The sequence below is a fragment of the Ruegeria sp. N11 genome, from assembly GCF_056531525.1.
On sequence record NZ_JBQFLX010000003.1, the window covers coordinates 111,035 to 136,050 of the forward strand.

28 protein-coding genes are annotated in these 25,016 nt (G+C 59.4%); 17 read left to right on the plus strand and 11 right to left on the minus strand.

Going from position 1 to position 25,016, the window contains the following annotated elements:
* Nucleotides 1–62 precede the first annotated feature (62 nt).
* Together ACR0J8_RS04205 and ACR0J8_RS04210 are read left to right on the plus strand one after the other, a co-directional pair.
* Nucleotides 63–1,526 carry a carnitine 3-dehydrogenase gene (locus ACR0J8_RS04205; protein WP_480888916.1) on the plus strand — a complete coding sequence of 488 codons (1,464 nt, stop codon included), beginning with the start codon at nt 63–65 and terminating at the stop codon, nt 1,524–1,526.
* Nucleotides 1,523–2,281: an SDR family oxidoreductase gene (locus tag ACR0J8_RS04210; protein ID WP_170805575.1), complete on the plus strand. Its 759-nt coding sequence runs from the start codon at nt 1,523–1,525 to the stop codon at nt 2,279–2,281. The genes ACR0J8_RS04205 and ACR0J8_RS04210 overlap by 4 nt, the downstream gene beginning before the upstream one ends.
* Nucleotides 2,282–2,284: 3 nt before the next feature.
* Here ACR0J8_RS04210 and ACR0J8_RS04215 read toward each other — a convergent pair whose 3' ends face one another.
* Both ACR0J8_RS04215 and ACR0J8_RS04220 read right to left on the minus strand, forming a co-directional pair.
* Nucleotides 2,285–2,467, minus strand: coding sequence for a hypothetical protein (locus tag ACR0J8_RS04215; protein WP_170610632.1), 183 nt, complete (start codon nt 2,465–2,467; stop codon nt 2,285–2,287).
* 80 nt (nt 2,468–2,547) lie between these two features.
* Nucleotides 2,548–3,426, minus strand: coding sequence for a helix-turn-helix domain-containing protein (locus ACR0J8_RS04220; RefSeq protein ID WP_480888917.1), 879 nt, complete (start codon nt 3,424–3,426; stop codon nt 2,548–2,550).
* Nucleotides 3,427–3,533: 107 nt separating this feature from the next.
* Between ACR0J8_RS04220 and ACR0J8_RS04225 the strand changes: the two genes are divergently transcribed.
* From ACR0J8_RS04225 to ACR0J8_RS04235, 3 genes are read left to right on the plus strand one after another with little or no spacing between them, the layout of a single operon-like run.
* Complete coding sequence (locus ACR0J8_RS04225) at nt 3,534–3,737, plus strand: DUF2061 domain-containing protein (protein ID WP_170610965.1); 204 nt, start codon at nt 3,534–3,536, stop codon at nt 3,735–3,737.
* A complete protein-coding gene (locus ACR0J8_RS04230) occupies nt 3,730–4,623 on the plus strand; it encodes a fatty acid desaturase (RefSeq protein ID WP_170610637.1) in 894 nt (297 codons plus the stop codon). The genes ACR0J8_RS04225 and ACR0J8_RS04230 overlap by 8 nt, the downstream gene beginning before the upstream one ends.
* A gap of 21 nt (nt 4,624–4,644) precedes the next feature.
* Nucleotides 4,645–5,547: an EamA family transporter gene (locus ACR0J8_RS04235; RefSeq protein WP_480888918.1), complete on the plus strand. Its 903-nt coding sequence runs from the start codon at nt 4,645–4,647 to the stop codon at nt 5,545–5,547.
* Here the strand turns inward: ACR0J8_RS04235 and ACR0J8_RS04240 are convergent.
* The 3 genes from ACR0J8_RS04240 to ACR0J8_RS04250 all read right to left on the minus strand — a co-directional run bounded on the left by ACR0J8_RS04240 (nt 5,544) and on the right by ACR0J8_RS04250 (nt 9,673).
* Complete coding sequence (locus ACR0J8_RS04240) at nt 5,544–6,893, minus strand: DEAD/DEAH box helicase (RefSeq protein ID WP_170619159.1); 1,350 nt, start codon at nt 6,891–6,893, stop codon at nt 5,544–5,546. The two genes, ACR0J8_RS04235 and ACR0J8_RS04240, sit on opposite strands and share 4 nt — an antisense overlap.
* Before the next feature lie 184 nt (nt 6,894–7,077).
* A complete protein-coding gene (locus tag ACR0J8_RS04245; RefSeq protein ID WP_480811673.1) occupies nt 7,078–8,016 on the minus strand; it encodes a glycosyltransferase family 2 protein in 939 nt (312 codons plus the stop codon).
* Nucleotides 8,017–8,065: 49 nt separating this feature from the next.
* Nucleotides 8,066–9,673: a peptide chain release factor 3 gene (locus ACR0J8_RS04250; protein WP_480888919.1), complete on the minus strand. Its 1,608-nt coding sequence runs from the start codon at nt 9,671–9,673 to the stop codon at nt 8,066–8,068.
* A 109-nt stretch (nt 9,674–9,782) separates the two neighbouring features.
* Between ACR0J8_RS04250 and ACR0J8_RS04255 the strand changes: the two genes are divergently transcribed.
* The 8 genes from ACR0J8_RS04255 to ACR0J8_RS04290 all read left to right on the plus strand — a co-directional run bounded on the left by ACR0J8_RS04255 (nt 9,783) and on the right by ACR0J8_RS04290 (nt 17,210).
* The gene (locus tag ACR0J8_RS04255) at nt 9,783–10,145 is read left to right on the plus strand and encodes a SnoaL-like domain-containing protein (protein WP_480522415.1); all 363 of its coding nucleotides are present in this window, start codon (nt 9,783–9,785) and stop codon (nt 10,143–10,145) included.
* A gap of 73 nt (nt 10,146–10,218) precedes the next feature.
* Nucleotides 10,219–10,998: an SDR family oxidoreductase gene (locus ACR0J8_RS04260; RefSeq protein ID WP_480522414.1), complete on the plus strand. Its 780-nt coding sequence runs from the start codon at nt 10,219–10,221 to the stop codon at nt 10,996–10,998.
* 2 nt (nt 10,999–11,000) lie between these two features.
* A complete protein-coding gene (locus ACR0J8_RS04265) occupies nt 11,001–12,113 on the plus strand; it encodes a hypothetical protein (protein WP_480522413.1) in 1,113 nt (370 codons plus the stop codon).
* Between the two features lie 106 nt (nt 12,114–12,219).
* Nucleotides 12,220–13,266 carry a methyltransferase domain-containing protein gene (locus ACR0J8_RS04270; protein ID WP_480888920.1) on the plus strand — a complete coding sequence of 349 codons (1,047 nt, stop codon included), beginning with the start codon at nt 12,220–12,222 and terminating at the stop codon, nt 13,264–13,266.
* A gap of 80 nt (nt 13,267–13,346) precedes the next feature.
* Complete coding sequence (locus ACR0J8_RS04275) at nt 13,347–14,432, plus strand: ABC transporter ATP-binding protein (protein WP_480888921.1); 1,086 nt, start codon at nt 13,347–13,349, stop codon at nt 14,430–14,432.
* Between the two features lie 121 nt (nt 14,433–14,553).
* A complete protein-coding gene (gene surE, locus ACR0J8_RS04280; RefSeq protein ID WP_480888922.1) occupies nt 14,554–15,336 on the plus strand; it encodes a 5'/3'-nucleotidase SurE in 783 nt (260 codons plus the stop codon).
* Nucleotides 15,333–15,983, plus strand: a complete 651-nt coding sequence (locus ACR0J8_RS04285) for a protein-L-isoaspartate(D-aspartate) O-methyltransferase (RefSeq protein ID WP_170610670.1) — start codon at nt 15,333–15,335, stop codon at nt 15,981–15,983. The genes surE and ACR0J8_RS04285 overlap by 4 nt, the downstream gene beginning before the upstream one ends.
* A gap of 63 nt (nt 15,984–16,046) precedes the next feature.
* Nucleotides 16,047–17,210: a peptidoglycan DD-metalloendopeptidase family protein gene (locus ACR0J8_RS04290; protein ID WP_480888923.1), complete on the plus strand. Its 1,164-nt coding sequence runs from the start codon at nt 16,047–16,049 to the stop codon at nt 17,208–17,210.
* A 61-nt stretch (nt 17,211–17,271) separates the two neighbouring features.
* Here the strand turns inward: ACR0J8_RS04290 and ACR0J8_RS04295 are convergent, their stop codons facing one another.
* Nucleotides 17,272–17,943 (minus strand): helix-turn-helix transcriptional regulator, encoded by a 672-nt coding sequence (locus ACR0J8_RS04295; protein WP_480490080.1) that lies wholly within the window; start codon nt 17,941–17,943, stop codon nt 17,272–17,274.
* Nucleotides 17,944–17,964: 21 nt separating this feature from the next.
* Complete coding sequence (locus tag ACR0J8_RS04300; protein ID WP_170610676.1) at nt 17,965–18,270, minus strand: hypothetical protein; 306 nt, start codon at nt 18,268–18,270, stop codon at nt 17,965–17,967.
* 219 nt (nt 18,271–18,489) lie between these two features.
* Here ACR0J8_RS04300 and ACR0J8_RS04305 point away from each other — a divergent pair, with 219 nt between their 5' ends.
* The 4 genes from ACR0J8_RS04305 (at nt 18,490) to ACR0J8_RS04320 (ending at nt 21,006) form a co-directional block, all read left to right on the plus strand.
* Nucleotides 18,490–18,705, plus strand: coding sequence for a twin-arginine translocase TatA/TatE family subunit (locus tag ACR0J8_RS04305; RefSeq protein WP_170610679.1), 216 nt, complete (start codon nt 18,490–18,492; stop codon nt 18,703–18,705).
* 6 nt (nt 18,706–18,711) lie between these two features.
* The gene (gene tatB, locus ACR0J8_RS04310) at nt 18,712–19,170 is read left to right on the plus strand and encodes a Sec-independent protein translocase protein TatB (RefSeq protein WP_480522409.1); all 459 of its coding nucleotides are present in this window, start codon (nt 18,712–18,714) and stop codon (nt 19,168–19,170) included.
* Nucleotides 19,167–20,042: a twin-arginine translocase subunit TatC gene (gene tatC / locus ACR0J8_RS04315; protein WP_170677401.1), complete on the plus strand. Its 876-nt coding sequence runs from the start codon at nt 19,167–19,169 to the stop codon at nt 20,040–20,042. The genes tatB and tatC overlap by 4 nt, the downstream gene beginning before the upstream one ends.
* 121 nt (nt 20,043–20,163) lie before the next feature.
* Entirely contained in the window at nt 20,164–21,006 is an 843-nt protein-coding gene (locus ACR0J8_RS04320; RefSeq protein WP_480522408.1) for an ATP-binding protein, read from the plus strand.
* Between the two features lie 61 nt (nt 21,007–21,067).
* On the opposite strand, the gene ACR0J8_RS04325 is transcribed toward ACR0J8_RS04320, so the two are convergent.
* The 4 genes from ACR0J8_RS04325 to ACR0J8_RS04340 all read right to left on the minus strand — a co-directional run bounded on the left by ACR0J8_RS04325 (nt 21,068) and on the right by ACR0J8_RS04340 (nt 24,991).
* Nucleotides 21,068–21,712: an SDR family NAD(P)-dependent oxidoreductase gene (locus ACR0J8_RS04325; protein WP_480522407.1), complete on the minus strand. Its 645-nt coding sequence runs from the start codon at nt 21,710–21,712 to the stop codon at nt 21,068–21,070.
* A gap of 42 nt (nt 21,713–21,754) precedes the next feature.
* Nucleotides 21,755–22,003 (minus strand): hypothetical protein, encoded by a 249-nt coding sequence (locus ACR0J8_RS04330; protein ID WP_170610692.1) that lies wholly within the window; start codon nt 22,001–22,003, stop codon nt 21,755–21,757.
* A 245-nt stretch (nt 22,004–22,248) separates the two neighbouring features.
* On the minus strand, nt 22,249–23,772 hold the full coding sequence (purF, locus tag ACR0J8_RS04335) for an amidophosphoribosyltransferase (protein WP_480522406.1): 1,524 nt from the start codon (nt 23,770–23,772) through the stop codon (nt 22,249–22,251).
* Between the two features lie 649 nt (nt 23,773–24,421).
* Nucleotides 24,422–24,991, minus strand: a complete 570-nt coding sequence (locus ACR0J8_RS04340) for a CvpA family protein (RefSeq protein WP_170610697.1) — start codon at nt 24,989–24,991, stop codon at nt 24,422–24,424.
* Nucleotides 24,992–25,016: the final 25 nt, after the last annotated feature.

The following is a 25,016-nucleotide window of genomic DNA, read 5'->3' on the forward strand; positions in this document are numbered from 1 at the left end:
CCCCCAAACCCCCGGAGTATTTTGAAAAAGATGAAATATGCGCGTTCAACTGGCAGGATGACATGAAAACAGCGGCGATCATTGGTGGTGGTGTAATCGGCGGCGGATGGGCCGCACGGTTTCTGCTGAATGGCTGGGATGTTCGGGTGTTCGACCCGGACCCGGAAGCCGAGCGCAAAATTGGCGAAGTGCTGGACAATGCGCGTCGCTCGTTGCCCGGTCTCAGCGATGTGCCTTCGCCGACCGAGGGGGCGCTGAGCTTTCACGAGGATATGGCCGATGCCGTCAGGGGTGCGGACTGGATTCAAGAAAGCGTGCCCGAGCGGCTAGAGCTGAAATTGAAGGTTTACAAGGGGTTGCAGGAGGCGTGTGATCCGGGCGCGATCATTGGGTCCTCGACCAGCGGCTTCAAGCCTTCGGAGTTGCAGGAAGGCGCACTGCGCCCCGAACAGATCGTCGTGACGCACCCGTTCAATCCGGTGTATCTGCTGCCGTTGATCGAACTGGTGCCGACCGAGAAGAACTCAGCCGAGTTGGTTGCCACGGCCAAGGAAATGCTGACGTCGGTCGGCTTCTTCCCGCTGCATATCAAGAAAGAGATCGACGCGCATATTGCAGACCGGTTTCTCGAGGCCGTCTGGCGTGAGGCGCTGTGGCTGGTCAAGGATGGCATTGCGACCACGGAAGAGATCGATGAGGCGATCCGTATGGGCTTTGGCATCCGCTGGGCGCAAATGGGGCTGTTCGAAACCTATCGCGTGGCCGGGGGCGAGGCCGGGATGCGGCATTTCATGGCGCAGTTTGGACCAGCCCTGCAATGGCCCTGGACCAAGCTGATGGACGTGCCGGAATTTACCGATGAACTGGTCGACATGATCGCCGAACAGTCCGATGCGCAATCCGGGATGCACTCGATCCGCGAACTGGAGCGTATCCGCGACAACAACCTTGTCGGGATGATGCGGGCGCTGAAGCTGCAGAATTACGGGGCAGGTGCGGTGCTGAACCAGCATGACGCAATGCTGCGGCCCGGCGCGCTGCCGACGCTGGAACAGGCAGATCTGAGCCAGCCGATCCTGACTCTGTCGCGGGCGGTGCCGCTGGACTGGACCGATTACAACGGTCACATGAACGAGGCCAAATACCTCGAGGCTTTTGCTGCGGCGACCGACCGGTTCATGGAGATTATTGGCTGTGACGCGGATTACATCGCCTCGGGCGGCAGCTATTTCACCGCTGAGAACCACCTTCGCTATATCGACGAAGTCCATGCGGGCGCAAAGATTGAAGTGCGCACGCAGATGCTGTTGGGTCAGGGCAAGAAACTGCACGTTTTCCATAGCATGTACGAGGGCGACAAGCTGCTGGCAACGGGTGAGAGCTTTTTGCTGCATGTCAGACTGGAAACCCGCCGCCCCAGCGCGCCTTCGGCCGAAATCGAGGATGCGATGGCGCGAATTGCCGCCGCGCAGGCTGATCTGCCATACCCCGAAGGTGCGGGTGTGGCCATTCGGAAACCGTCATGACCCGGCGGGTTCTGGTCACGGCCGGCGCTGCGGGCGTCGGTCGTGCCATGGCCGATGCGTTTGACGCAGCGGGCTATGAGGTTTGGGTGACGGATATCGATCAGGCGGCGCTGCAGGCCTTGCCGGATCACTGGACCGCGCATTGGACGGATGTGACCAGCGAGAACGACATGAGCGCCGTCTTTCAGGCGGCCGGTGCGGCTGGTGGACTGGACGTGCTGTGCGCCAATGCGGGGATCGCAGGGCCGACTGACGCGATCGAGGATATCGATCTGGCCGAGTGGCGGTCCTGTGTCGCGGTCAATCTGGACGGCGCATTTCTGGCAGCCAAACATGCGGTCCCGATGATGAAATCGGCGCGCGCGGGAAGCATTATCCTGACGTCTTCGACGGCCGGACAATATGGGTATCCGTTTCGCGCGCCTTATTCAGCGGCGAAATGGGCCGTGATCGGGTTGATGAAGACGCTGGCGATGGAGTTGGGGCCGCACGGTATACGCGCCAATGCAATCTGCCCGGGCGCTGTCGAAGGCCCCCGAATGGAGGGCGTTTTGCAGCGTGAGGCTGCGGCCAAAGGAATGACGCGCGACCAGGTTTACCAGGGCTATGCCGCGGGCACCTCAATGGGCCGATTCGTCGAGGCGCAGGATATCGCCAATATGGCGGTCTTTCTCGCCTCGGATGCGGCAAGGCTGGTGTCGGGGCAGGTGATTGCCGTGGATGGTCACACAGTGAACCCCGACCCCAAAGTCTAAGCGTCAGGCCTGATTTGGGCCACGCAACTGACGAATAGCGCTGCGCACGGCCTGCCAGTCCTGAGCTTCCTGTGTGTTGCCGGAAGCTTCGCATTCGCGCATTTTCTGAGCGGCCTCCGCCTCGGCCCGGTCGCCGTGCGCGGTATAGAGGGCGCGTGCGTATTCTGCCGTTTTCAGTGCGTCCATTCCTGTAGTCCTCCGTCTTGTGATCGGATGTCCCAAACGTTCGCGCGAAGGCACCATAGCACAGGAACTATCAAGCCGCATCACTGCGTCTGAGATGAACCTGAAATCGCTGACCTGAATTGACGCAGATGATCCGGAAAATCGCGGGCAGTCAGGTCGGCCTCGCGGATCAGGGTATCGAAATGGCGGGTGAAAACCTCGACCCGGTCACGGTCGCGGAAAGCCATATAATGGCTGCCGGCGTAGAAAACGCACAGAAGGGGGCCGAATATCGTGACTGGTGCGGAATAAAGCCGTTTGGCATCAAACAGATAGATGCGCAATCGTGGATAGAGCAACTCGCAGAGTTCCAGCAGGTGATCGATCTGATCCAGCCGGACCTGCAAAGGCAGATCCTGATAGTAGCCCGTGCCATGGGCAAAACTGTGGATTTCATAAAGCGGCATCGCGATCTCATAGTCCGATTGCGCACTGCGCATCCACGCCAGTCGGTCGGCAGACGCACCGATCGCCTGATCGGCCGTACGACCCAGATGGGGGGCGTATTCCCATTCCAGAACGGCGCGGGTTTTCAGCATGTCGGGCAGGGTGGCCGGGACATAGCGGATCTTGTATCCCGCCGCCTCCTGATGCCACTCAAAGATACGCTCATCAACCAGGGCGCGGGGGGCTTCGGCCATTGTCAGGGAACTGGCCAGCAGCTCTGCCGCGCTTTCAGGGCGGTTGGAGAGGCTGAGCAGCCAGTCCGCCGAAACACCAAGCGCCGAGGCGCAACAGCCAACGACATGCGCGTTAGGCAGTCGGGCGCCCGCGTCAGCCAAAAGCTGTGAAACAGTGGACCGGTCCACGCCGATTCCCCGGGCCAGTGCGCTTTGACTGATACCGCGTTCTTCCATGGCGCGGGCCAGACGCAGACGAAACTGCGCAGCGCGATCTCGTTTGTCTATTTTTTCCTGCATATGATAATAAATATCACGTTTGATGAGTTTTGTTAATCATATTCAGAATTCTCACGCCCCTCTGTTGCCGATAAATCTTGAAACATAACAAGACTATGGGTGACGGAATGGAGACACGGCGCAGATCAGTCGTGAAGGCTGTGGTTTGGAATGCGATGGGGCTGGCAATGATGACGCTGGTCGGGCTGATCGCAACCGGATCGGCGGCAGTTGGCGGTACGCTGGCAATCATCAACACAGCCATCGGACTGACCCTGTATGTGATTTACGAACGTGTCTGGGCCGGCATCACATGGGGGCGTGATGTCTGAGCGTTCCGGTCCCGAGTGGCGCACTTTCGCATTGATTCTTGCCTGTTACGGGGCGTGGTTGCTGACAGTCTTCTTCATGGCGTCCTGGAGCCTTTGGCTGGCCATCCCGGCAATGGGGGTCATAGCGGCACTGCATTCTTCCCTGACTCACGAGGCTTTGCATGGCCATCCGTTTCGAACCAAATGGGTGAACGAGGCGCTAATGGCGCTGCCGCTGACATTGTTCATTCCCTATAACCGGTTCCGGGATATGCATCTTGCGCATCATCGTGATGCGGCACTGACCGACCCCTATGATGACCCCGAAACCAACTATCTGGACCCCAAGGTATGGGAGTCTTTGGCCGGCTGGCAAAAGCTGGTTTACAGCGCCAATAACACGCTTCTGGGCCGCATGGTTCTGGGGCCGCTTATTGGCCAGACCGCGTTCTTTCGCGATGAGTTGCGCGGGGCGCTGCGTGGCGATCCGGCCATTTTGCTGGCATGGGCATTGCATCTGCCTGGGGTGGCCATGGTGTTGTGGATTGCTGCTGCGTCTGCCATGCCGGTCTGGGCGTTTGTCATTTCGGCCTATATTGGGCTGGCACTGGTAAAGATCCGCACTTTTCTGGAGCATCGCGCGCATGAGAAATCGCGGGCCCGAACCGTTATCGTCGAAGATCGCGGTCCGTTGGCTTTTCTGTTTCTGAACAACAACCTGCACGTCGTTCATCATATGAACCCGGGCACACCGTGGTATCAGCTGCCTGCGCTTTACCGGAATAACAAGGAACGGTATCTGGCCTGCAACGAGGCCTATGTCTATCGTTCTTACGGACAAATCTTCCGTCAGTATTTCTGGAGCGCCAAAGATCCGGTGGCGCATCCTCTCTGGCCAAAGGGTTGATTTAAGGACAAAAGGGAAGCCATGAGCCTATGGATTCCCGTCACCGTTGCGGCCGCTGCGTTTCAGACCGTGCGGTTCATGCTGCAAAAATCACTGAGCCGCATTCAACTGAGTGCGGCAGGCGCCACATTCGCGCGGTTTGCCTATTCGATGCCGCTGGCCGTCATCGGCCTGATCGTTGCCATGCAATCGACCGGTTTTGCACTGCCACATTTATCCGCGAAGTTCTGGATGTTTGCGGTTCTTGGCGGGACCACTCAGATTCTGGCGACGATCTGCGTCGTAGCTCTGTTCAAACAGCGCAATTTTGCTGTGGGTATCACCTTTAAGAAAACCGAAGTGATTCAGACGGCTATCGTCGGTTTCCTGATCCTTGGCGATCAGGTTTCATCAGGGGCATTAATTGCCATCCTGCTGGGTTTGGCGGCGGTGTTCTTGTTGTCCAAAACACCGGGCGGCGACGGAGAGTGGTGGCGCCACCTGACCAACAAGGCGTCCCAACTGGGGTTGGGATCCGGCGTGCTTTTTGCCTTTTCGTCAGTCAGTTATCGCGGTGCATCGATGCAATTGGGCGATCTGGATGCGTGGTTCCGCGCGCTGGTCACGCTGGCCGCCGTGATCATGTTTCAGTTCCTCAGCATGGGACTGTGGCTGCTATGGCGTGACCGGGCCGAATTGCGGGCCGTTTGGGACACCCGGCGAACCGGTGTTTTTGTCGGGCTGACCAGCTTGTGTGGTTCGTTCTGCTGGTTCTTTGCGTTCACGCTGCAAAATGCGGCCTACGTCAAAGCGTTGGGGCAGGTGGAACTGATCCTCAGCCTGCTGGCTTCGTTGCTGTTTTTCCGCGAAACCATTACCCGGCGTGAGATCGCCGGGATGTCTTTGCTTGGAGTATCAATTCTGGCGTTGGTGCTGGCGATCTAGCCCGCACGGCGTTCATCAAAGCTGAGGGCGATGAAGCTTGGCAGGTGATCGCCCATGCCCACGACTGATGGGCCGTTGTCCTCGTGACGGTTGCGCCCGCGGGGTTTGGGTTCTTTTTCCCGCTTGCCTTCACTTTTTCGGCCTTCGGAAGATCTGGATTTCTTCTCGGGCTTCGGGGTGTCCGGTTTGGGTTCATCCTTGACCGGGTTGTCGATGCGCGGAATATCCTTCTGGATCAGTTTTTCAATCGCATCCAGTGCCTTTTCATCGCGGCCCGAGCAGATCGTGATGGCCTTGCCCTCACGCCCGGCGCGGCCTGTGCGACCGATGCGGTGGACGTAATCCTCGGCATGGCCCGGTACGTCGAAATTGAACACATGGCTGACCGATGGAATATCCAAGCCGCGTGCTGCCACGTCGGAGGCGACCAGCAGGCGCAGAGAGCCGTCGCGGAAACCGTCCAGTGTTTTCATCCGTTGCGACTGGTCCAGATCGCCATGGATAGCGGCGGCATTGTAGCCGTATTTCTTCAGCGATTTCGCGCAGATATCCACGTCGGTCTTCCGGTTGCAGAAGATGATCGCGTTGGTGCACTTGTCGCCTTCGGAGTCGATCAGCGCGCGTAGAACCTTGCGTTTGTTGCTGGCTTCACGGTCGCGGCGACCACCCTTGAACATGACCACGCCCTGCTCGATGGTCTCGGACGCGGTCGCCTGACGGGCAACCTCGATCCGGGCGGGGGCAGACAAGAAGGTGTCCGTGATGCGTTCGATCTCGGACGCCATGGTGGCCGAGAAGAACAGGGTCTGCCGGGTGAACGGCGTCAGCGAGAAGATGCGTTCGATATCGGGGATGAATCCCATGTCCAGCATCCGGTCGGCTTCGTCTACCACCATGATCTGCACCCCGGTCAGCAACAGCTTGCCGCGTTCGAAATGGTCCAGCAGGCGGCCCGGCGTGGCGATCAGAACATCGACCCCCCGATCAATCAGCGCTTCCTGCTCCTTGAAGCTGACACCGCCGATTAGCAGCGCTTTGGTTAGTTTCAGGTGCTTGGAATAGGTGTCGAAGTTTTCCGCCACCTGAGCGGCCAGTTCCCGGGTCGGGCACAGCACCAGCGAGCGCGGCATACGTGCACGCGCGCGGCCACGGGCTAGCAGGGTGATCATCGGCAGGGTAAAGCTGGCGGTTTTGCCAGTACCGGTCTGGGCGATCCCCAACACATCGCGGCCCTCAAGCGCAGGTGGAATCGCGCCTTCCTGGATCGGAGTGGGTGTTTCGTATCCGGCTTCCTCAATAGCCTTGAGGACCTTCGGGTTCAGGTTCAGTTCGTTAAACTTTGTCATATATGTCCGGTTCATGCGGACACTTGACCTGGCCCGCGCGTCTGTAAAATGCCGGGCCCGGATGGCCATGCGCCCCATGCGCATTTCGGCTTGGGCGGGACATAACAAAATCGTAACACCAGGTCAAATGAAGAGCGGTTAATCTGGAGGCGCTAAAGGCGTGTATTCAGTTTTCCGCAACAATTCAATTGGTTCCGGGAAAGTGTTTCGCGACTTTTGCGTCCAGATCAAGGGGGCGGTGCCGGATCATGCCGTGATCTTCCAGCCGGGTGCGTGTCGCGGGGTCTGCGCCGCTCATCTCGTCAAAAAAGCGGCGCAGCCCATCCACGCCATCTTCTGCTTCGATCATGCCCAGAAGTTCATTCATGTTCACGCCGCCACGTTCGCGCGCGACATTCGGCGACATGCCGGGCTGATAGGATCCGCGTGCGATCCGGAACGGATAGTGGGCCAGCCAGTGTTCCCAATCGGGCGCATGGCGGTGGCAAAGGTCCATGCCGTCCAGTTCCACGCAATCGCGCAGAATTTCCCCGTTTTGGAACAGGTTGTGGATGCGAAAGTTGATCTTCGACATGCCGGTACGAACAAACAGCTTGCCCTGGATGTGGCTGAGGAAACCGCCCAGAACAAAAGCGCCGTAGGTGGGATAAAGGGTTTGCACCAGCGTGTCGCGGCCCCGGCCTTTGGGAATAAAGGCCTTGTACAGATCTTTGCCGGTCGCCAGCGCCTCGATCGGGCGGGTGCGGGCGGCGGGAATGTCATCTGGAACCTGCGCCAGCAGGTCTGGAACCGGGCGTTTCGGCCAAAGGAACTCGTCCAGGTCGATATGGGCCAGCCAGTTCAGGTCTGTCTTGCGGTACGTGTAGGTGGCGTTTGCTGTCTGGCGCACCTGGTGTTTGTCCGGGCGGTCCCGCTTTCGCCTTTCCCAGAATGCGGCGTTACAGACCCACACGTCTATCTTTGGATGGGCCCGGAGGGCTTCGAAAGCCTGCGGATTGGGTTCGTCCAGAAAAAGGTACATCCGGTCAAGCCCCAGATCGAGGTGATAGGCCGCAAATCCGAGGATATCCGGAGCCGGACCCCGAATTGTGGACACAATGCCCCAGGTTGGTTTTCTTGCCATGCCGTGCCCGGTTTCGCCTTCTTGCCTGCAGGTTAGAGCAGGCAAGGGCTCAGGTCATCATCTCTTTGGTCGCCGTCAGGTTCAGCGTCGGATAGTCGCGGACGACCCGGTCGATGTCCCATTGCAAGCGGGTCAGATAGACAATGTCACCATCGTGGTCATGGGCGATGTGCTGCTTGTTGGCATTCACGAACTTTTCAACTTCGGGCTTGTCGCCGCTGACCCAGCGGGCACTGGTGAACTGCGACGCCTCGAAACGCACAGGCAGGCCATATTCCATCTCGATTCGGCTGGCGAGGACTTCGAATTGCAGCGCGCCAACGACGCCTACGATGAAACCTGAGCCGATCGAGGGTTTGAACACCTTGGCCGCGCCTTCTTCGGCAAACTGCATCAGAGCCTTTTCAAGGTGCTTCGCCTTCATCGGGTCGCCTGCGCGAACACCTTGTAACAACTCCGGAGCGAACGATGGGATGCCGGTCACGCGCAGCGCTTCGCCTTCTGTAAGCGTGTCGCCGATGCGAAGTTGGCCGTGGTTCGGAATGCCGATGATGTCCCCAGCCCAGGCTTCTTCCGCCAATTCGCGGTCGGAGGCCAGGAACAGGACGGGGTTCGAGATCGCCATCGGTTTTTTCGATCGCACATGCGTCAGCTTCATGCCGCGCTTGAAATGGCCAGAAGCCATGCGCACGAACGCCACACGGTCGCGGTGCTTTGGGTCCATATTGGCCTGCACCTTGAAAACGAAGCCTGCGACCTTCTTTTCGTCGGGTGCGATCTGGCGCGGTTCAGCGGACTGAACCTGCGGCTGCGGTCCGTAAGCGCCGATGCCCTCCATCAGTTCCTTAACGCCGAACGAGTTGATCGCCGAGCCGAACCAAATCGGGGTCATGTGGCCTTCCAGTACCGCCTGCGGGTCCAGGGCGGGCAGCAGTTCGCGCGCCATTTCGACCTCCTCCAGCAGCTTTTCCAGCAAGTGTTCGGGCACATGCTCGGCCAGTTTGGGGTCGTCCAACCCGTTGATCTCAATGCTTTCGGCCACCTTGTTGCGGTCGGCCCGGTCCATCAGTTCCAGCCGGTCGCGCAGCATGTCGTAGCAGCCGATAAAGTCGCGCCCGACACCGATAGGCCACGCGGCGGGCGTGACGTCGATGGCCAGCATTTCCTGAATTTCGTCGATGATCTCGAACGTATCGCGGCTTTCGCGGTCCATCTTGTTACAGAAGGTCAGGATGGGCAGATCGCGCAGGCGGCAAACCTCGAACAGTTTCTGGGTCTGGCTTTCCACGCCCTTTGCGCCATCGATCACCATCACGGCGGCGTCCACGGCTGTCAGGGTGCGATAGGTATCCTCTGAGAAGTCCGAGTGACCGGGCGTGTCCACCAGATTGAACCGAAAGTTCCCATAATCGAACGACATCGCAGAGGCGGAAACCGAGATACCGCGATCCTTCTCCATCTGCATGAAGTCGGACCGCGTCCGCCGCGCCTCACCCTTGGCGCGCACCTGGCCAGCCATCTGAATTGCGCCCCCGTACAACAGGAACTTTTCAGTCAGCGTTGTTTTGCCCGCATCCGGGTGCGAGATGATGGCGAATGTCCGGCGCCGGGCAATCTCGGGCGGCAATACGGGTTGGTTCGAGGCGGTATCAAGCATGAGCGCGCGTATAGGCGTGGAATCCTGCCGAGGCAAGACAAAGGGGCTGGTTCGAATCATACCGTTGTGGCAATAAGAACATATAGTGAACAAATTGCGGAGAAGATCGATGAATTTGAAAGAGATTGCCGACGAACTGGTTGCCGGTTGCCGCGAAAACCGGGCCAAGGAGAATTTGGAGAAGCTCTATGCGCAGGATGCTGTTTCGGTCGAAGCGCATGAAATGGAAGGCATGGGCCGTGAAACCCATGGCCGCGATACGATCCGGGGCAAGCATGAATGGTGGGAAAGCGCGCATGAGGTGTCTGGCGCATCCGTCAGCGATCCGTTCCCGCACGGCGACGACCGTTTTGCCGTGATCTTTGAAGTGCAGGGCACCGTCAAGGAAAGCGGTGAAAGCTTCGACATGAAAGAGGTAGGCATCTATCACGTCGCCAATGGAAAGATCGTGCGCGAAGAGTTCTTTTACTGACGCGCTTTGACTTCTGGTCTTCCCTGTCTGGCCGGTGCTAGACATGCGGTCAACAACAGATGGGGAGGATCGGATGGATCTGGGAATACGTGGAAAACGCGCACTTGTCTGTGCCAGCAGCAAGGGTTTGGGTCTTGGCTGTGCCGAAGCCCTGGCCGCAGCCGGTGTCGATCTGGTGATGAACGCACGCGGGGTGGACGCTTTGGAAGCCGAAGCCGCCCGGTTGAGGACGGAACATGGCGTCGACGTGCAGACGGTGGCCTGCGACGTGACCTCGGCCGAGGGGCAAAGCCAGGTGATAGACGCCGCGCAGGGTGTTGATATTCTTGTGACAAATGCCGGTGGACCACCGCCCGGATTGTGGTCTGACTGGGATCGGGATGATTTTATCAAGGCGCTGGACGGCAACATGCTGACGCCGATTGCGTTCATGAAGGCACTGCTGCCGGGGATGATGGACAAGGGCTGGGGCCGGGTGGTGAATATCACCTCGCAATCCGTGCGCGCGCCGATCCCGGCGCTGGGTTTGTCGAACGCGGCGCGGACCGGACTGACGGGCTATGTAGCCGGGACGTCCCGACAGGTGGCCCCGCGCGGGGTTACCATCAACAATCTGCTGCCGGGTATTCACGCCACGGATCGCGCGGTGTCGCTGGACGGCGGCGTGGCGACGCAGAAGGGGATTTCCATGGATGAGGCGCGCGCGGAACGCGAGGCGACCATTCCTGCCCGGCGATATGGCACGCGGCAGGAATTCGGCGCGGCCTGTGCATTTTTGTGCTCTCAACATGCCGGGTTCATCGTTGGACAGAACATCCTGTTGGATGGCGGCGGCACCAATCTGACGATGTGAGCATGGCGCAGGGTTTTTCACTTAAGGACCAATTGTACAACGCGGAAAAAACCAGCTATCTTGCGGGTTTATTCTCTGCTTCTGATGCTGATTTCGACGCACCTGCCTTTCAGGCGCGTGTCATGCAGCGGTTGCCAGAACTTGAGTTGAAAGAGCGGATGGCCTGGATTGCCGAGTGCCTGCAACAGTCAGCTCCCGGTGAATTGCCTGATGTGGCCCCGGTGATCCTGCGCGCGCTGCCGCCGCCTCTGGATCCGGACAAGTCCGATGATGATTTCGGAGATTTCATCTTTGCGCCCTTGGGCGATTGGGTGGTGTCGGCAGGGCTGAACCACCCCGATCTGGCACTGGATGTACTTGAGGAACTGACGCAGCGGTTCTCGATGGAATGGGCGATCAGACCGTTTTTGAATGCCCACCCGGATCTTGTGATCGAAAGGATGCAGGATTGGTGCGTGCATTCCAGCTATCACGTGCGTCGTCTGGTCAGTGAAGGCACGCGGCCTCGATTACCTTGGGGGCAGGCGGTGGGGTTGGAGTTGAGCGATCCGGTGCCACTGCTTGACAGATTGCACGGCGACAACACGCGATATGTCACGCGGTCTGTGGCGAACCATCTGAACGATATCACCAAAACGGACCCGGATCTGGCTCTGGATCGATTGCAGATCTGGCAGGCGGACAGCCGACAGAACGCTGACGAGCTAAGCTGGATGACCTCTCATGCCCTGCGCGGGCTGGTGAAATCGGGCCATGCAAGGGCGATGAAGATGCTGGGTTATGATCCCGATGCCGAACTGATCGTTGCGGTTGACCTGCATGGGGATGCCCGGATTGGTGAGGCGCTGGAGTTTTCAGTTGATCTGAGAGGTTCAGGCGATCAGCCAGTATTGGTTGATTATATCATTCATTTTCAGAGGCCTGGCGGAAAGGTTTCACCCAAGGTTCACAAGCTGAAGCAGTCCGTTCTGCGCGATGGCACACTGAGACTGGCCAAGAAACACAAGCTGAAAGGCGATGCCACCACCTTTCGGTTGGTGCCGGGCATGCACCGGTTGGAGATTCAGGTGAATGGTAAAATACGCGCCGGTGCGGATTTCGAACTGCTTGGCTGAGACGGCAAGAAGCTCTCACGCTTTTGTCAGAATGGCGGTCGCCTGATTGCGCGCCAGCCGGTCTTGCACTAGCTGCTGAACAGGGGCTGAGGAAAGGATTCCGGTGATGAAGCATGAGGCGGTACAGAACTATTATGGCGAAGTCCTGCAAGGCAGTTCGGATTTGCAGACCAACGCATGCTGCACGCCCGATGACATGCCGGATCATCTGAAGAAGATTCTGTCCCGGGTGCATGACGAGGTGCTGACACGGTACTACGGCTGCGGCCTGATTGCGCCGCTGGACCTGGAAGGAATGTCGATCCTCGATCTGGGGTGCGGTGCGGGCCGTGACGTTTATGCGTTGTCCGCCATGGTCGGCGAAAAGGGCCGCGTCGTTGGCGTGGACATGACACCGGAACAGCTGGACGTCGCGCGGGCGCATCAGAACTATCACGCGAATGCGTTCGGATATGCCGCCAGCAATGTGGAATTCCATCACGGCTACATCGAAAAGCTGGACGAACTGGATCTTGAGCCCGGATCGTTCGACATCATCGTGTCCAACTGCGTTATTAATCTGGCCACCGACAAGGATGCTGTCCTGCGTGGCGTGCATCGGCTGCTGAAAGAAGGCGGCGAGATGTACTTCTCGGACGTGTACGCTGACCGCCGTGTTCCTGCCGCCATGGCTGAGGATGAGGTTCTGTACGGCGAGTGCCTGTCCGGGGCTTTGTACTGGAACGACTTCCTGTCAATGGCGCGCAAGGCCGGGTTCGGTGATCCGCGCCGGGTGACGCATCGTCCACTGACCATTGAAAATCCGGTTCTGGAAGAGCGCGTCGCGCCACTGAATTTTCTTTCGGCCACCTACCGGTTGTTCAAGCTGCCTGATCTGGAACCTGCCTGCGAGGACTACGGTCAGGCCGTGATCTACAAGGGCACCATTCCCAACGCGCCGCATCTGTTTGAGCTGGACGACCACCATGCCATCGAAACCGGCAAGGTTTTCCCGGTTTGCGGCAACACCTGGATGATGCTGCACGACACGCGCTTTGCACGGCATTTTCAGTTCATTGGTGATTTCTCGACTCATTATGGCATCTTCGAAGGTTGCGGGAGCGAAAGTCCGTTCGAAGCCATCGGTGAAGCCGCCGCTGGCGGATGCTGCTGATCCCTTGCGCCTGAGGGGCGGGGTTGTTATCCCCGCCCAAGCCCGATGAATTTGATCGGGAAAGGCTACGGGGTTCATCGGTGACAGTAGAGAAAACTCCTCCTCGTCTGGAGATTCGCAATCTGGTCGCGCGCTATGACGGTCAGGTCGTGGTGGATAACGTCTCGCTGACGGTGCAGGCAGGGCAGGTAACATGTCTGCTGGGACCGTCCGGCTGTGGTAAGTCCACGACGCTGCGCATGATTGCCGGGGTCGAGATGCAGGACTCGGGCGAGATCTACGTCGATGGCAAGCTGATCTGCGACACGGTTTTCCGTGTCCCGCCGGAACGGCGCGAGATCGGGTTGATGTTCCAGGATTTTGCCCTGTTTCCCCATCTGAGCGTGGCGGACAACGTTGCGTTCGGTCTGAAAGGCCGGAAAGAGGAAAAACGCGCCCGGGTTGAGGAACTGCTGACCAAAGTCGATCTGAGGCGGTTCATCGATGGGTTTCCGCATCACCTGTCAGGTGGTGAGCAGCAACGCGTGGCGCTGGCCCGCGCGCTGGCACCGCGCCCGCGCATCATGTTGATGGACGAGCCTTTTTCGGGCCTCGACAATCGTTTGCGCGATGGCATCCGGGATGAGACGCTGGCGATCCTTAAGGAAGAAGACGCGGCGGTGGTGCTTGTAACGCACGAGCCCGAAGAGGCGATGCGTATGGCCGATGAGATTGCCCTGATGCGCCGCGGCAAGATCATTCAGCAGGGCGCGCCGTATAACGTGTATACGCGTCCGGCAGACAAGGCGGCTGTTGCTTTTTTCAGCGATGTCAACGTGTTGCGTTCGCAGGTGAACGGAGCTTTGGCGGAAACGCCTTTCGGGCAGTTTCTGGCGCCGGGTGTCCCGGATGGCACCGATGTCGAGATAGTGTTTCGACCACAGCATGTGCGACTGGACTTCGACCGGGGCGGCAAGGGGCCGCTGCCTACGCACACGGATGGGGTTGCTGCGCGTGGGGTGGTGCAGCGCGCGCGCTTTCTGGGCAATGAAAGCCTTGTCGAGTTTGAGATGGATCATGATGGCTCGACCCTGAAAGCCACTGTTCCGAATGTTTTTGTACCCAGCCCGGGTCGGGTCATGTGGCTGACGGTTCGCCGCAACCGGTGTTTCGTATTCCCGGTCTGAGGGGCTATGGCTCAGTTTAGTGCCAAGTGGTGCGTGAAAGCCGCAGATTGCGGACGTGCATTGCTTGCCGCAGCGTGGGGCTGGGTCTATCAAGGGCGAAACGCGGGGGTAATTCGGGCACATGCGTATTCTTCTGACCAACGATGACGGCATCAATGCGCCGGGATTGACCGCGCTTGAGGCGATTGCAGCCGAACTGGCAGGGCCCGGCGGAGAGGTCTGGGTCGTTGCACCGGCCTTCGAACAGTCCGGCGTTGGTCATTGCATCAGCTATACCCATCCCATGATGATCGCCAAAATGGGCGAGCGTCGCTTTGCCGCCGAAGGCTCGCCCGCTGACTGCGTTCTTGCGGGCCTGCATGATGTGATGAAGAACCAGCGGCCCGATCTGGTTTTGTCCGGCGTCAACCGGGGCAACAACTCGGCCGAGAACACGCTTTATTCTGGGACCATCGGTGGCGCGATGGAGGCGGCATTACAGGGCGTGCCTGCGATTGCCCTGTCGCAATATTTTGGCCCCCGGAATCTGGGCCTCGAGGATCCGTTCGAGGCCGCTGGCCGGTTCGGCGCGGATCTTGTCCGGCGCATTCTGGATGCGACACCGCAAGAGCAGGGCGATTACCGGTTGTTCTACAACGTGAATTTCCCACCAGTGCCTGCGAATGAGGTGTTGGGCACCCGTGTCGCATCACAGGGGTATCGCCGGGACACATGCTTTTCGGTAGAACCCCACAGTTCGCCCTCGGGACGGCGGTTCTTGTGGATCAAGGGCGCGTATCAGCATAACCCGACTGCTCCGGGAACCGACGCGGCAGTCAATCTGGAAGGCTACATCTCGGTCACGCCGATGAGGGCAGACCTGACGGCGCATGATACGCTGGAGGCGCTGAAGGCGATCGAATGAGCGGACTGAACCCTGAAACAACCATGCAGTTTCTGTTCGCCCTGCGTAAACGCGGGGTGACGGATGCGCGCGTTCTGGCGGCGATGGAACAGATCGACCGGGGCCGCTTCGTCAAGGGCCTGTTCGCGGAACGCGCCTATGAGGATACACCCCTGCCGATTGCATGTGGTCAGACGATCAGCCAGCCGTCGGTCGTGGGGCTTATGACGCAGGCGCTGGAGGTTCGGCCAAGGGACACAGTTCTGGAGATCGGAACCGGCTCGGGCTATCAGGCGGCGATCCTGGCGAAGTTGGCGCGCCGGGTTTACACGGTTGAACGCCACAAGCGCCTGGTGCGCGAAACCGGTGAGTTGTTTCGCGAACTGGGCCTGACAAATGTGACGGCCATGCTGTCGGATGGATCGTACGGTCTGCCCGAGCAGGCCCCGTTCGATCGGATCATTGTGACCGCCGCTGCGGAAGACCCGCCCGGGCCGCTCTTGGCGCAGCTTAAAATCGGCGGTATTATGGTGTTGCCGGTGGGCCAGTCGGATGCGGTTCAGACTCTGATCCGGGTCAGGCGAACCGAAACCGGGCTGGACTATGATGAATTGTTGCCTGTCCGTTTTGTGCCCTTGCTGGAAGGGCTTGGGAAGGATGGGGCGTAGTTGATATTTCCGAACTATGCGCCGGAACCCCGGAAAACAGGGGCAGGCGTTGAGGACAGCATGATGAGAGCAGTTTCCAAATCAGCAATGCGCCGTTGCGCCCTTGGAGCGACGGCATTTGTAATCCTTGCCGGGTGCGAGGGGCCATTGGACTATGACCTGCGGGGCAATGTAGGCGGATTTTCGACCGCCGATGCGGCGCTGGCGGCCACGGGCAATCGTCCGGCTCCTGACGCGCGTGGGGTCATCACCTATCCCAACTATCAGGTCGCGGTGGCCCGCGGTGGCGATACCGTCAATGACGTGGCCGCACGTGTTGGGCTGCCACCGGCAGAACTGGCCCGGTTCAACGGATTGAATGTCACTGACCCTCTGCGCGATGGCGAAGTTCTGGCGCTGCCGCGTTCGGTCGGCGGCGGCAGCAACGTCGATATTGCAGCCCTGGCCGGGTCCGCCATTGATGAGGCACCCGAGAGCGGGGGCGTTCAGACCACGACATTGGAGCCGGCAAAGCCTGTATCACCCACACCTGCACCGGTGGGGCCCGAACCGGTTCGGCACAAGGTCAAGCGTGGGGAAACGGCCTATACCATTTCGCGTTTGTATCAGGTGCCGGTGGAGTCCCTGGCGGAGTGGAACGGTCTTGGGTCCGATTTCACCGTACGCGAGGGACAGTACCTGCTGATCCCGGTCAAGGATCAGCCAGCGCCACGCAGGTCCGCGGCAGCGGCCACTACTGCAACGAATGTCACGCAGCCGGGGCAGGGATCTCCGACGCCGACACCCCCCAGTGCCACGCAGCCCTTGCCGGACGAAGAGGTTGCGCCATTGGCCGAAGCGCCTGATGTGACGGCGGAAGCGCCGACAAACACCAGCACCGCCGCCTTGTCCTTGCCGGTCAGCGGGACGATCATCCGCACGTTCGACAAGAACAAAAACAAGGGGATCGACATCGCCTCGAGTGCGGGGGCGCCGGTCAAGGCAGCTGATGCCGGGACTGTGGCTGCTGTGACGGAGGACGCAAATCAGGTTCCGATCGTACTGGTGAAGCACAGCAATGATCTGGTCACGATTTATGCCAATGTTGCCGACGTTGCCGTCAAGAAAGGCGACAGGGTCCGGAGAGGGCAGCAAATCGCGGCCCTGCGGGGCGGTGACGAGGCCTATGTGCATTTCGAGGTGCGGCAGGGGTTCGAAGCCGTCGATCCCGAACCTTATCTCAAGTGACGGAAATGGCCCGTTCCGGGCCATGCCTCCGGCGGGAGTATTTTGAAAAAGATGAAGCCTGTTAGCTGTGCGGGTCGTAGTCGCTGAGCCTTTTGCCGGGTTCGTCGGGGAAGATCTCGGGCATTGGTGTGACTGCCTCGATCAGATCGATACGGAAGACGCGGAAACCGTCTCGCAGCTCGCACCAGGCAGTGAGGGTCCATACTCGGCCCCAGTATTCCATGTGCAGCGGACGGATCACGCGATCGGTCAGGACGCCGTCGATGCGGCGGTAGGACAGGCGCAGTTTCTGGCGTGATTTGATCGCGGCGCGGATCGGGGCCATATGCGCCAGTCCGCGCGCCGCGTCGGCAAAGGGGTAGACGGCGAACTTCCAGCTGTCGGCTTCGGCCACGACCTGAGTGGGCAGCACGGCGTCGATTTTGTCGGCCAGTGATTCAGCAGCGGATTTAAGGTCGGGATCGGCCGCCTCGGCCACAATCGCCATGCCGAGGTTCAGCGCCTCGAGTTCAGCGGGGGTCAGGTTCAACGGTGGCAGGGTGATCTGCTCGCGCACCATATAGCCGACGCCGCGTTCTCCCTCGACCGGAACGCCCGAGGCGACCAGCGTGTCCATGTCGCGATAGATGGTGCGGACCGACACCTCGAGCCGGTCCGCGATGTCCTGCGCGCGGTGCAGTTTGCCGTCGCGCAGGATCTGGATGATGTCGAACAGGCGGTCAGAGCGGCGCATGACGCACCGTCCTGACCTGCCTCAGGCGGTCATGTTCCATAACACATTCTCGTGGCGCATCTGGATGCTTTCGGGGTTGATGGCAGCCATCAGGCCCGCGCAAAAATCCTGCTGCGGGAACTGCGCTGCGGCATCCTTGGCCGCCTTCATGTCTGTCCAGATCACGTAATCCGTCCAGCGGCCATCCTCACCCTGGCTCAGTTGGCGATGGGCAAATCCGGGGGCCGCGCGGACAAATGCCTCGGACGCCTGGCTGAGTTTCACGAACTCTTCCGGGGTGGTTCCGTTGGCAAGGGTAAAGGTGACGATTTCAGCAACATGGGTCATTTGATTCTCCGTTGACCAGGTTTCAATGCCCTCTGCCTAGCCCTTTACAACTGACATAAACCTGTCAGTTGAGAATTGCGAGTCCGCAAAAAACGCGCCACCGGTTCACATTTATGCGCGGAATTGACCTGCCTCACTTTTGCAGAGCGCTTTGCAGGCGTAGACACGGACCCAGTTCACATTTCCGGCGCGTGGCGCCGACGTAAGAGGAGAAAAGACATGCTCAACAATATCGGTCTTCCCGGCCTTCTGCTGATTGCCGTCGTGGTGCTGGTGCTGTTTGGCCGCGGCAAAATCAGCTCGCTGATGGGCGAAGTGGGCAAAGGCATCACCGCGTTCAAGAAAGGCGTCAAGGACGGAACGGAAGAGATTGAACAGGACGCGTCCGAGCTGGCCAAGGATGTCACGCCCGAGACCGAGAAAGACAAGGTCTAAGCGCGGATGTTTGATCTGGGCTGGACCGAGCTTCTTGTCATCGGCATCGTTGCGCTGATCGTGGTGGGGCCCAAAGACCTGCCGGTTCTGTTTCGCAATGTCGGTCGATTCGTCGGCAAGGCGCGCGGTATGGCGCGTGAGTTTTCCAGCGCCATGAACGAAGCGGCGGACCAGGCAGGTGTGAACGAGATCAAGAAGGGTCTGAATGCCGCTGCCAATCCTGTCAACACCGCCATGGACGGGGTAAAGCAGGCCGCGCAGGATATGGCCAAAAGCATGGATCCGACCAAGTTCGACCCGGACAGCGAAACCGGCAAACTGGCTGCTGAAAGGGCGGAACAGGCCAAGAAGATACAGGCCGCAACAGCTCGCGCCGCCGCCGACCGCAAGGCGAAAGAAGCCGCAGACGCGTTGGCCAAGGCAGAAGAGGCGGAAGCGGCGCTGAACACTGAAAGAAAGACATGACCAAGACCGACGAGATCGAAGATACCTCGGCCCCATTGATCGAGCATCTGGCGGAGCTGCGCACCCGGTTGATCCATTGCGTGGTGGCGTTTCTGATCGGTATGATCATCTGCTTTACGGTGGCCACGCCGATCTTCAACTTTCTGACGCAGCCACTGTGCGAGGTATTGACCGAGCGTGGACAGGATTGCGGGCTGATCTTCATATCGCCGCAGGAAGGGTTCTTTGTCGCCATCAAGGTCTCGTTGCTGGGCGGTTTCATGCTGGCTTTTCCCTATATCGGGATGCAGATGTGGCGGTTCGTGGCGCCCGGCCTCTATCGGTCGGAAAAGAACGCCTTTCTGCCATTCATGCTGGCGTCGCCCTTCATGTTTCTGCTGGGGGCAAGCTTTGCCTTCTACGTGGTCACACCTTTGGCCTATGACTTTTTCCTGGGCTTCCAGCAGTTCGGGGCGGAAGGCGAAGCGGTGGCCGACGGAACAAACGCAGCGCCGCTGAGTGTGGTGTTCCAGGGCTCAGCGCAGGAATACCTGAACCTGACGATCAAGTTCATCGTGGCCTTTGGCCTGTGCTTCCAGTTGCCGGTTTTGTTGACCCTGATGGGCAAGGCCGGGCTGGTCAGCGCCGAGGGGCTGGGCGCGGTGCGCAAATACGCGGTTGTTGGCATTCTGGTGCTGGCCGCCATCGTGACACCGCCGGACGTGATCACCCAGATTATCCTGTTCGTCGTGGTCTACGGGCTGTACGAGATTTCGATATTCCTGGTGGCTCGGGTCGAGAAAAAGCGCGAAGAGCAATTGCGCGCCGATGGCTACTATGACGACGAAGAAGAAGCAGACGAAGAGATCGTACAGGAAGAAGACGCCAGGTAAGCAAACCTGCTGAAAGTATTGGATCAGGCGCGCCGGTTTCTGGCGCGCCTTTTTCGTGCCCGGCCCTTGTTGCGTCCGGGCGAACATGGTTTGACACAGGCAGAGATGACCGGAGGAGCCGATGGACGACCAAGCCCTGAACCGTATCGCCGACGCGCTGGAGCGTATGGTACCTGCACCGTTGGCCGCGCCCGACTTCGCCGTGGCATCGGCATTTGTCTGGCATGTTGAGCCGGATCGCCTGACGCCGGTCGAGCAGGTCAACAGGGTCGATCTGGATCTGCTGGTGGGGATCAACCGCTCTCGCGACACGCTTCTGGACAACACGCGCCGTTTCGCTGCAGGATTCAAGGCCAACAACGCTTTGCTGTGGGGGGCACGGGGAATGGGGAAATCCAGCCTCGTCAAAGCTGTGCACGGCACTTTGCAGGATGAGCATCCGGATCTCAAACTGGTGGAATTGCAACGCGAGGACATGGGCTCGGTCGCGCGTCTTCTGAACCATCTGCGGGCCGCGCCTTACCGGTTCATTCTGTTCTGCGACGACCTGTCGTTCAGCCACGATGACCAACACTACAAGTCACTGAAGGCGGTGCTGGATGGTGGTATCGAGGGCCGCCCCGAGAACGTGGTGTTCTATGCCACCTCGAACCGTCGCCATTTGATGCCACGTGACATGATCGAGAACGAACGCTCAAGCGCCATCAACCCTTCCGAAGCGGTCGAGGAAAAGGTTTCCCTGTCGGACCGGTTCGGCCTGTGGTTGGGTTTCCATCCCTGTGATCAGGATGAGTATCTGGCGATGATCGACCAATACTGCGCCGCCTACGGCGTTTCGGTCGATGCTCAGATCCTTCGGGCCGAAGCCATTGAATGGCAGGCCACGCGTGGCGCAAGGTCCGGTCGCGTGGCCTGGCAGTTCTTCGTCGATCTGGCCGGGCGCAACGGCGTTCATATCGCCTGACCCGCTCGCTTCATCTGGCCAAAAATATCCCCGCCGGAGGCATGGCCCGTCAGGGCCATTCCTATAGCAGCGCCAGAATACGCGCGGCCTCGTCCGCTGTGCTGGTCAAGGCTTCGCGGTCTTCACCGGGGTGGAAGCGGGCGCGCACGGCGGTTGGCATTGGCGCAGGATCCACAATGGAAACTCGCGGTCCTGTCCGTTCGGTTTCGGCCGCCCAACTGCGGGCCAGCGCCATTTGCGCGGCCTTGGTTGCGCCGTAGATGCCGTAGAACTTCTCGCCCGCCTTGGGGTCGTCAAAGAACACGGCGTGGCCGGTTTCGCCCAGCAGCGGCGCGATATACGGGATCAGCACCGAGGTTGCGTTGGCGTTGGTATTCACCGCCTTGGTCCATTCCTTGGGGTCGATGAAATGCGCAGGTGTCAGGGCCGAGGTGTGGATTGCGGTGTGCAGCCAAAGATCGACCTTGCCCCAGCGGTCGTGAATGCCCCGGCACAGGGTTGCCATGGCGTTAGGATCGGCAATGTCCATCGGCGCCAGAGTGGCGCTGCCGCCCTTGGCCTTGATGCGGTCGTCCAGTTCCTCAAGCCCGCCCGTGGTGCGGGCAACGGCAACAATGTGGTGTTCGGGTGCCAACGCTTCGGCCAGAGCGGCACCCAGCCCGCGCGAGGCCCCGGTGATGAGGGCAATTTTGGTCTGATCAGTCATGGTTGCGGTTTGGACCCGTGCGCGCAGGGCGTCAAGTCGCGATCACGAGCCGGGAATGGCAATCCGGTGCGTTTGGCCGCTTTGTCGCAGCATGACGCCGTCTTCATCAATCGCAACAATAGTGCCCGAAGCCACTCGGCTGCCGGTCTTGACTTCTTTTACGCGGCCCGAAGACATCCGCATCAATGCGCGCATATTCGTAGAGGGGCCAAAGACCCCAAGGAGGGAAACAGACCCCTTTTTCAGCGCACCCTTCTGGGTGGCTGCGGCCTTCACTTTGGAGTTCGACATAAGCTCTGGCCGGGCAGGGCCCGGCCCCTGTTATCGGGTGGTGGTTGGCTTGCGCCTACCAAATGCGTTCGACGAACAAAAGCCCGGTCGTACGTGGCGACACGGGCAAGTGATCACGCTGGCAGGAACTGGTTGGATTCACGCAGCGTTCGCCGCCGGGTTGTGAGCGGAAACCCACTCATACATAGCTTTCGGGCGGTGGGTTGGTTCGAATCGTGCGGCCGGATCGTGTCAGTTGACGCAGTTCAACCAGACGCGAGCTTGGCTGCGTTCCACGACCCGCCGACAACCATCATGTCCTGTTTCTTCTGGCTGACCCGGCTGCTGTTTTCGAGGCTTTCAAGATATTCCTCGCTGACACTTCCGGTTGGGTAATTGCCGTCAAAACACGAACAGTCGAATTGCTTGATCTCGGGGTTGCCTTCTTTTGCGGCCCAGATCAGGTCATCCAGTTCCTGATAGAACAGGGCGTCCGCGCCCAGTTCCTGGCGGATTTCCTCGATTGTTTTGCCGTTGGCGATCAGTTCATGCTTGGTGGGCATGTCAATGCCGTAGACATTCGGGTATTTGACCGGGGGCGAGGCGCTGGCGACGTACACCTTTTTGGCGCCGGCCTCGCGGCACATCTGGACGATCTTCTTGATCGTGTTGCCGCGCACGATCGAATCGTCGATCAGCAGAACGTTCTGGTCCTCGAACTCAAGCGGAATGGCATTCAGCTTGCGGCGCACGGATTTCTGTCGTTCCTGCTGGCCAGGCATGATGAATGTGCGCCCGACATAGCGGTTTTTGACCAGACCTTCGCGATAGGGGATGCCGGTGATCTTGGCGGCCTCGAGCGCGACGGGGCGTGCGCTGTCCGGCACGGGGATGATGCGATCAATCTCAAGCCCCGCCGCCTCGATCTGGCGGGCCAGCGTTTGGCCCATGCGCATCTGTGTTTTGTAGACCGAGACGCCGTCCAATAGCGAATCCGGCCGCGCAAGGTAGACGTATTCGAAGATACAGGGGGTCAGTTGGCCCTCAACCGCCTGGAACGCGTGCATGTTTCCTTCCAGATCGATCAGGATCGCCTCACCGGGTTTCACGTCACGCAGCTTGTCAAAGCCGTTGATGCCGAATGCCACGTCTTCGGACGCAAAGGCATAGTCGTCGCCATTTCCGTCCACATCGCGTTTGGCAACGGACAAGGGGCGGATTCCATAGGGATCGCGGAACGCCAGCATCCCGACGCCGGCTACCAGACAGATCACCGAATAGGCACCCTGAACCCGCTCCATCGTCATCTTTACGCCGGCAAAGATATTGCGAATGGGCTCGGCATTGCCGTTGACCTTGATGGCATCGGCCACCTTGTCGGCCAGAACATTCAGCAGGATTTCCGAGTCGGATGTGGTGCGCAGGTGGCGGCTGTATTTGCCGGTGACCTTCTCGCGCTGTTCTGCGGTGTTGGTGATGTTGCCGTTATGAACAAGATAGATGCCGTAAGGCGCGTTCACGAAGAACGGTTGCGCCTCGGCCGCGCTGAGCGAACCTGCCGTGGGATAGCGGACATGACCAATACCGGTTTTCCCCAGAAGGGTTTCGGCGTCTTGCGCGTTGAAGACGTCCTTGACCAGCCCGTTCGCCTTCTTTTCACGAAAGTACTCACCGTTATATGTGACGATGCCCGAGGCGTCCTGACCCCGGTGCTGCAGCATTAGCAGCCCGTCATAGATTTCCGCAAAGACATCATGTGTCCTGCTGGCGATCCCCAAAATCCCACACATGTACGGGCTCCAATTCCTATGACGTTCTTGTGCTGAGTGTTCTCAATGGCCGGAACCGGAGTATTTGCCGGATGGTATTCGTACCCGTTGTCGCCAGTTTATAGAACGGCAAAGTCGCGCCATCGCAAAAAGGGCAAGCGCGAAAGAAAACAGATACAGCAAGACCGGCAGCTCCGATTCCATGTCGGTTCGGTTCCACATAATACCTAACGGCGCGTGTGTCATCTAACGATCACAATCGCGATTTGCCGCAGGCCAATATTTGTCTGAATTCACGCGGAAGATGACATTTTTTCCGACTTATGCTGTCATGCGAACAATGCCGACCGTTAAGGCGGTTTGTTATCGGACTGGATGTTACCTATGTGGCAGCATAAGCCAAAGGCCAAGGAAGCGGCCCCAGCAAAGCGCCGATGTCACCGATGCCGGGGCATGGGACGCGCGCCATGCCAGATCTGCAACGGTGCCGGAGAAGTGGTCAAAAGCCGCGATATCCTTGGTAAACCGATCTCAAGCAGATGCGACGGATGTTTTGGGCTAAAAACGATCCGATGCACGGTCTGCGGCGGCGAGGGGTTTGTCTGAGACCCGCAAACAAAAAGGCCCGGGCATTGCCGGGCCTGTCTGCAAACTCAACTGATAAGGCGTATCAACCTTCCGAGTTGCCCGCGGTGCAGCTGGCGACCAGTTCTTCATACTGGGTCGTAACCCAACCCAAAGCCGCTTCGGGGTTTTGCTCTTCGATTTTGCCGCTGAACTGTTCGAAGACTTTGGCCGAACGGCTTTCGTCAACGATGGTATAGCTTTGGCCGGTCATCACCGTGTCGTAGACAAAGAAGGCGATGGCCACCAACAGAATGCCGCGCGCGATGCCGAAGAAAAAACCGAGCGCCTGATCCAGGCCGCCAAGCGCCGAGCGCTGGACCAGCGATGAAAACAGCGGCGTGAAGATGCTGACAACGATCAGTGCGATGGCAAAGACACCCGCAAAGCCGGTGATCACCGACAATTCGCAGCTGTCGCGCAGGAAGTCTCCGACGACCGGGATTTCCTTGACCAGCGGAACGGCCTGTGGTGCGAAGATAAAGGCCAGAACTGCGGCGGCGACCCAACCTGCGATGGCCATAACCTCGCGCATGAAGCCGCGCGAATAGGCCAGAATGCCCGACAGCACGACGATCAGGGCGACTACCCCGTCAATTATTGTAAAACCTTCCATGGCCCTCGCCTGTTCGTTTTCTGCC

Excerpts from the sequence above, each read along its gene's own strand:
- ACR0J8_RS04205 (WP_480888916.1), top strand. The coding sequence starts at position 63 with ATGAAAACAGCGGCGATCATTGGTGGTGGTGTAATCGGCGGCGGATGG.
- ACR0J8_RS04210 (WP_170805575.1), top strand. The coding sequence starts at position 1,523 with ATGACCCGGCGGGTTCTGGTCACGGCCGGCGCTGCGGGCGTCGGTCGT.
- ACR0J8_RS04215 (WP_170610632.1), bottom strand. The coding sequence starts at position 2,467 with ATGGACGCACTGAAAACGGCAGAATACGCACGCGCCCTCTATACCGCG.
- ACR0J8_RS04220 (WP_480888917.1), bottom strand. The coding sequence starts at position 3,426 with ATGCAGGAAAAAATAGACAAACGAGATCGCGCTGCGCAGTTTCGTCTG.
- ACR0J8_RS04225 (WP_170610965.1), top strand. The coding sequence starts at position 3,534 with ATGGAGACACGGCGCAGATCAGTCGTGAAGGCTGTGGTTTGGAATGCG.
- ACR0J8_RS04230 (WP_170610637.1), top strand. The coding sequence starts at position 3,730 with ATGTCTGAGCGTTCCGGTCCCGAGTGGCGCACTTTCGCATTGATTCTT.
- ACR0J8_RS04235 (WP_480888918.1), top strand. The coding sequence starts at position 4,645 with ATGAGCCTATGGATTCCCGTCACCGTTGCGGCCGCTGCGTTTCAGACC.
- ACR0J8_RS04240 (WP_170619159.1), bottom strand. The coding sequence starts at position 6,893 with ATGACAAAGTTTAACGAACTGAACCTGAACCCGAAGGTCCTCAAGGCT.
- ACR0J8_RS04245 (WP_480811673.1), bottom strand. The coding sequence starts at position 8,016 with ATGGCAAGAAAACCAACCTGGGGCATTGTGTCCACAATTCGGGGTCCG.
- ACR0J8_RS04250 (WP_480888919.1), bottom strand. The coding sequence starts at position 9,673 with ATGCTTGATACCGCCTCGAACCAACCCGTATTGCCGCCCGAGATTGCC.
- ACR0J8_RS04255 (WP_480522415.1), top strand. The coding sequence starts at position 9,783 with ATGAATTTGAAAGAGATTGCCGACGAACTGGTTGCCGGTTGCCGCGAA.
- ACR0J8_RS04260 (WP_480522414.1), top strand. The coding sequence starts at position 10,219 with ATGGATCTGGGAATACGTGGAAAACGCGCACTTGTCTGTGCCAGCAGC.
- ACR0J8_RS04265 (WP_480522413.1), top strand. The coding sequence starts at position 11,001 with ATGGCGCAGGGTTTTTCACTTAAGGACCAATTGTACAACGCGGAAAAA.
- ACR0J8_RS04270 (WP_480888920.1), top strand. The coding sequence starts at position 12,220 with ATGAAGCATGAGGCGGTACAGAACTATTATGGCGAAGTCCTGCAAGGC.
- surE (WP_480888922.1), top strand. The coding sequence starts at position 14,554 with ATGCGTATTCTTCTGACCAACGATGACGGCATCAATGCGCCGGGATTG.
- ACR0J8_RS04285 (WP_170610670.1), top strand. The coding sequence starts at position 15,333 with ATGAGCGGACTGAACCCTGAAACAACCATGCAGTTTCTGTTCGCCCTG.
- ACR0J8_RS04290 (WP_480888923.1), top strand. The coding sequence starts at position 16,047 with ATGAGAGCAGTTTCCAAATCAGCAATGCGCCGTTGCGCCCTTGGAGCG.
- ACR0J8_RS04295 (WP_480490080.1), bottom strand. The coding sequence starts at position 17,943 with ATGCGCCGCTCTGACCGCCTGTTCGACATCATCCAGATCCTGCGCGAC.
- ACR0J8_RS04300 (WP_170610676.1), bottom strand. The coding sequence starts at position 18,270 with ATGACCCATGTTGCTGAAATCGTCACCTTTACCCTTGCCAACGGAACC.
- ACR0J8_RS04305 (WP_170610679.1), top strand. The coding sequence starts at position 18,490 with ATGCTCAACAATATCGGTCTTCCCGGCCTTCTGCTGATTGCCGTCGTG.
- tatB (WP_480522409.1), top strand. The coding sequence starts at position 18,712 with ATGTTTGATCTGGGCTGGACCGAGCTTCTTGTCATCGGCATCGTTGCG.
- tatC (WP_170677401.1), top strand. The coding sequence starts at position 19,167 with ATGACCAAGACCGACGAGATCGAAGATACCTCGGCCCCATTGATCGAG.
- ACR0J8_RS04320 (WP_480522408.1), top strand. The coding sequence starts at position 20,164 with ATGGACGACCAAGCCCTGAACCGTATCGCCGACGCGCTGGAGCGTATG.
- ACR0J8_RS04325 (WP_480522407.1), bottom strand. The coding sequence starts at position 21,712 with ATGACTGATCAGACCAAAATTGCCCTCATCACCGGGGCCTCGCGCGGG.
- ACR0J8_RS04330 (WP_170610692.1), bottom strand. The coding sequence starts at position 22,003 with ATGTCGAACTCCAAAGTGAAGGCCGCAGCCACCCAGAAGGGTGCGCTG.
- purF (WP_480522406.1), bottom strand. The coding sequence starts at position 23,772 with ATGTGTGGGATTTTGGGGATCGCCAGCAGGACACATGATGTCTTTGCG.
- ACR0J8_RS04340 (WP_170610697.1), bottom strand. The coding sequence starts at position 24,991 with ATGGAAGGTTTTACAATAATTGACGGGGTAGTCGCCCTGATCGTCGTG.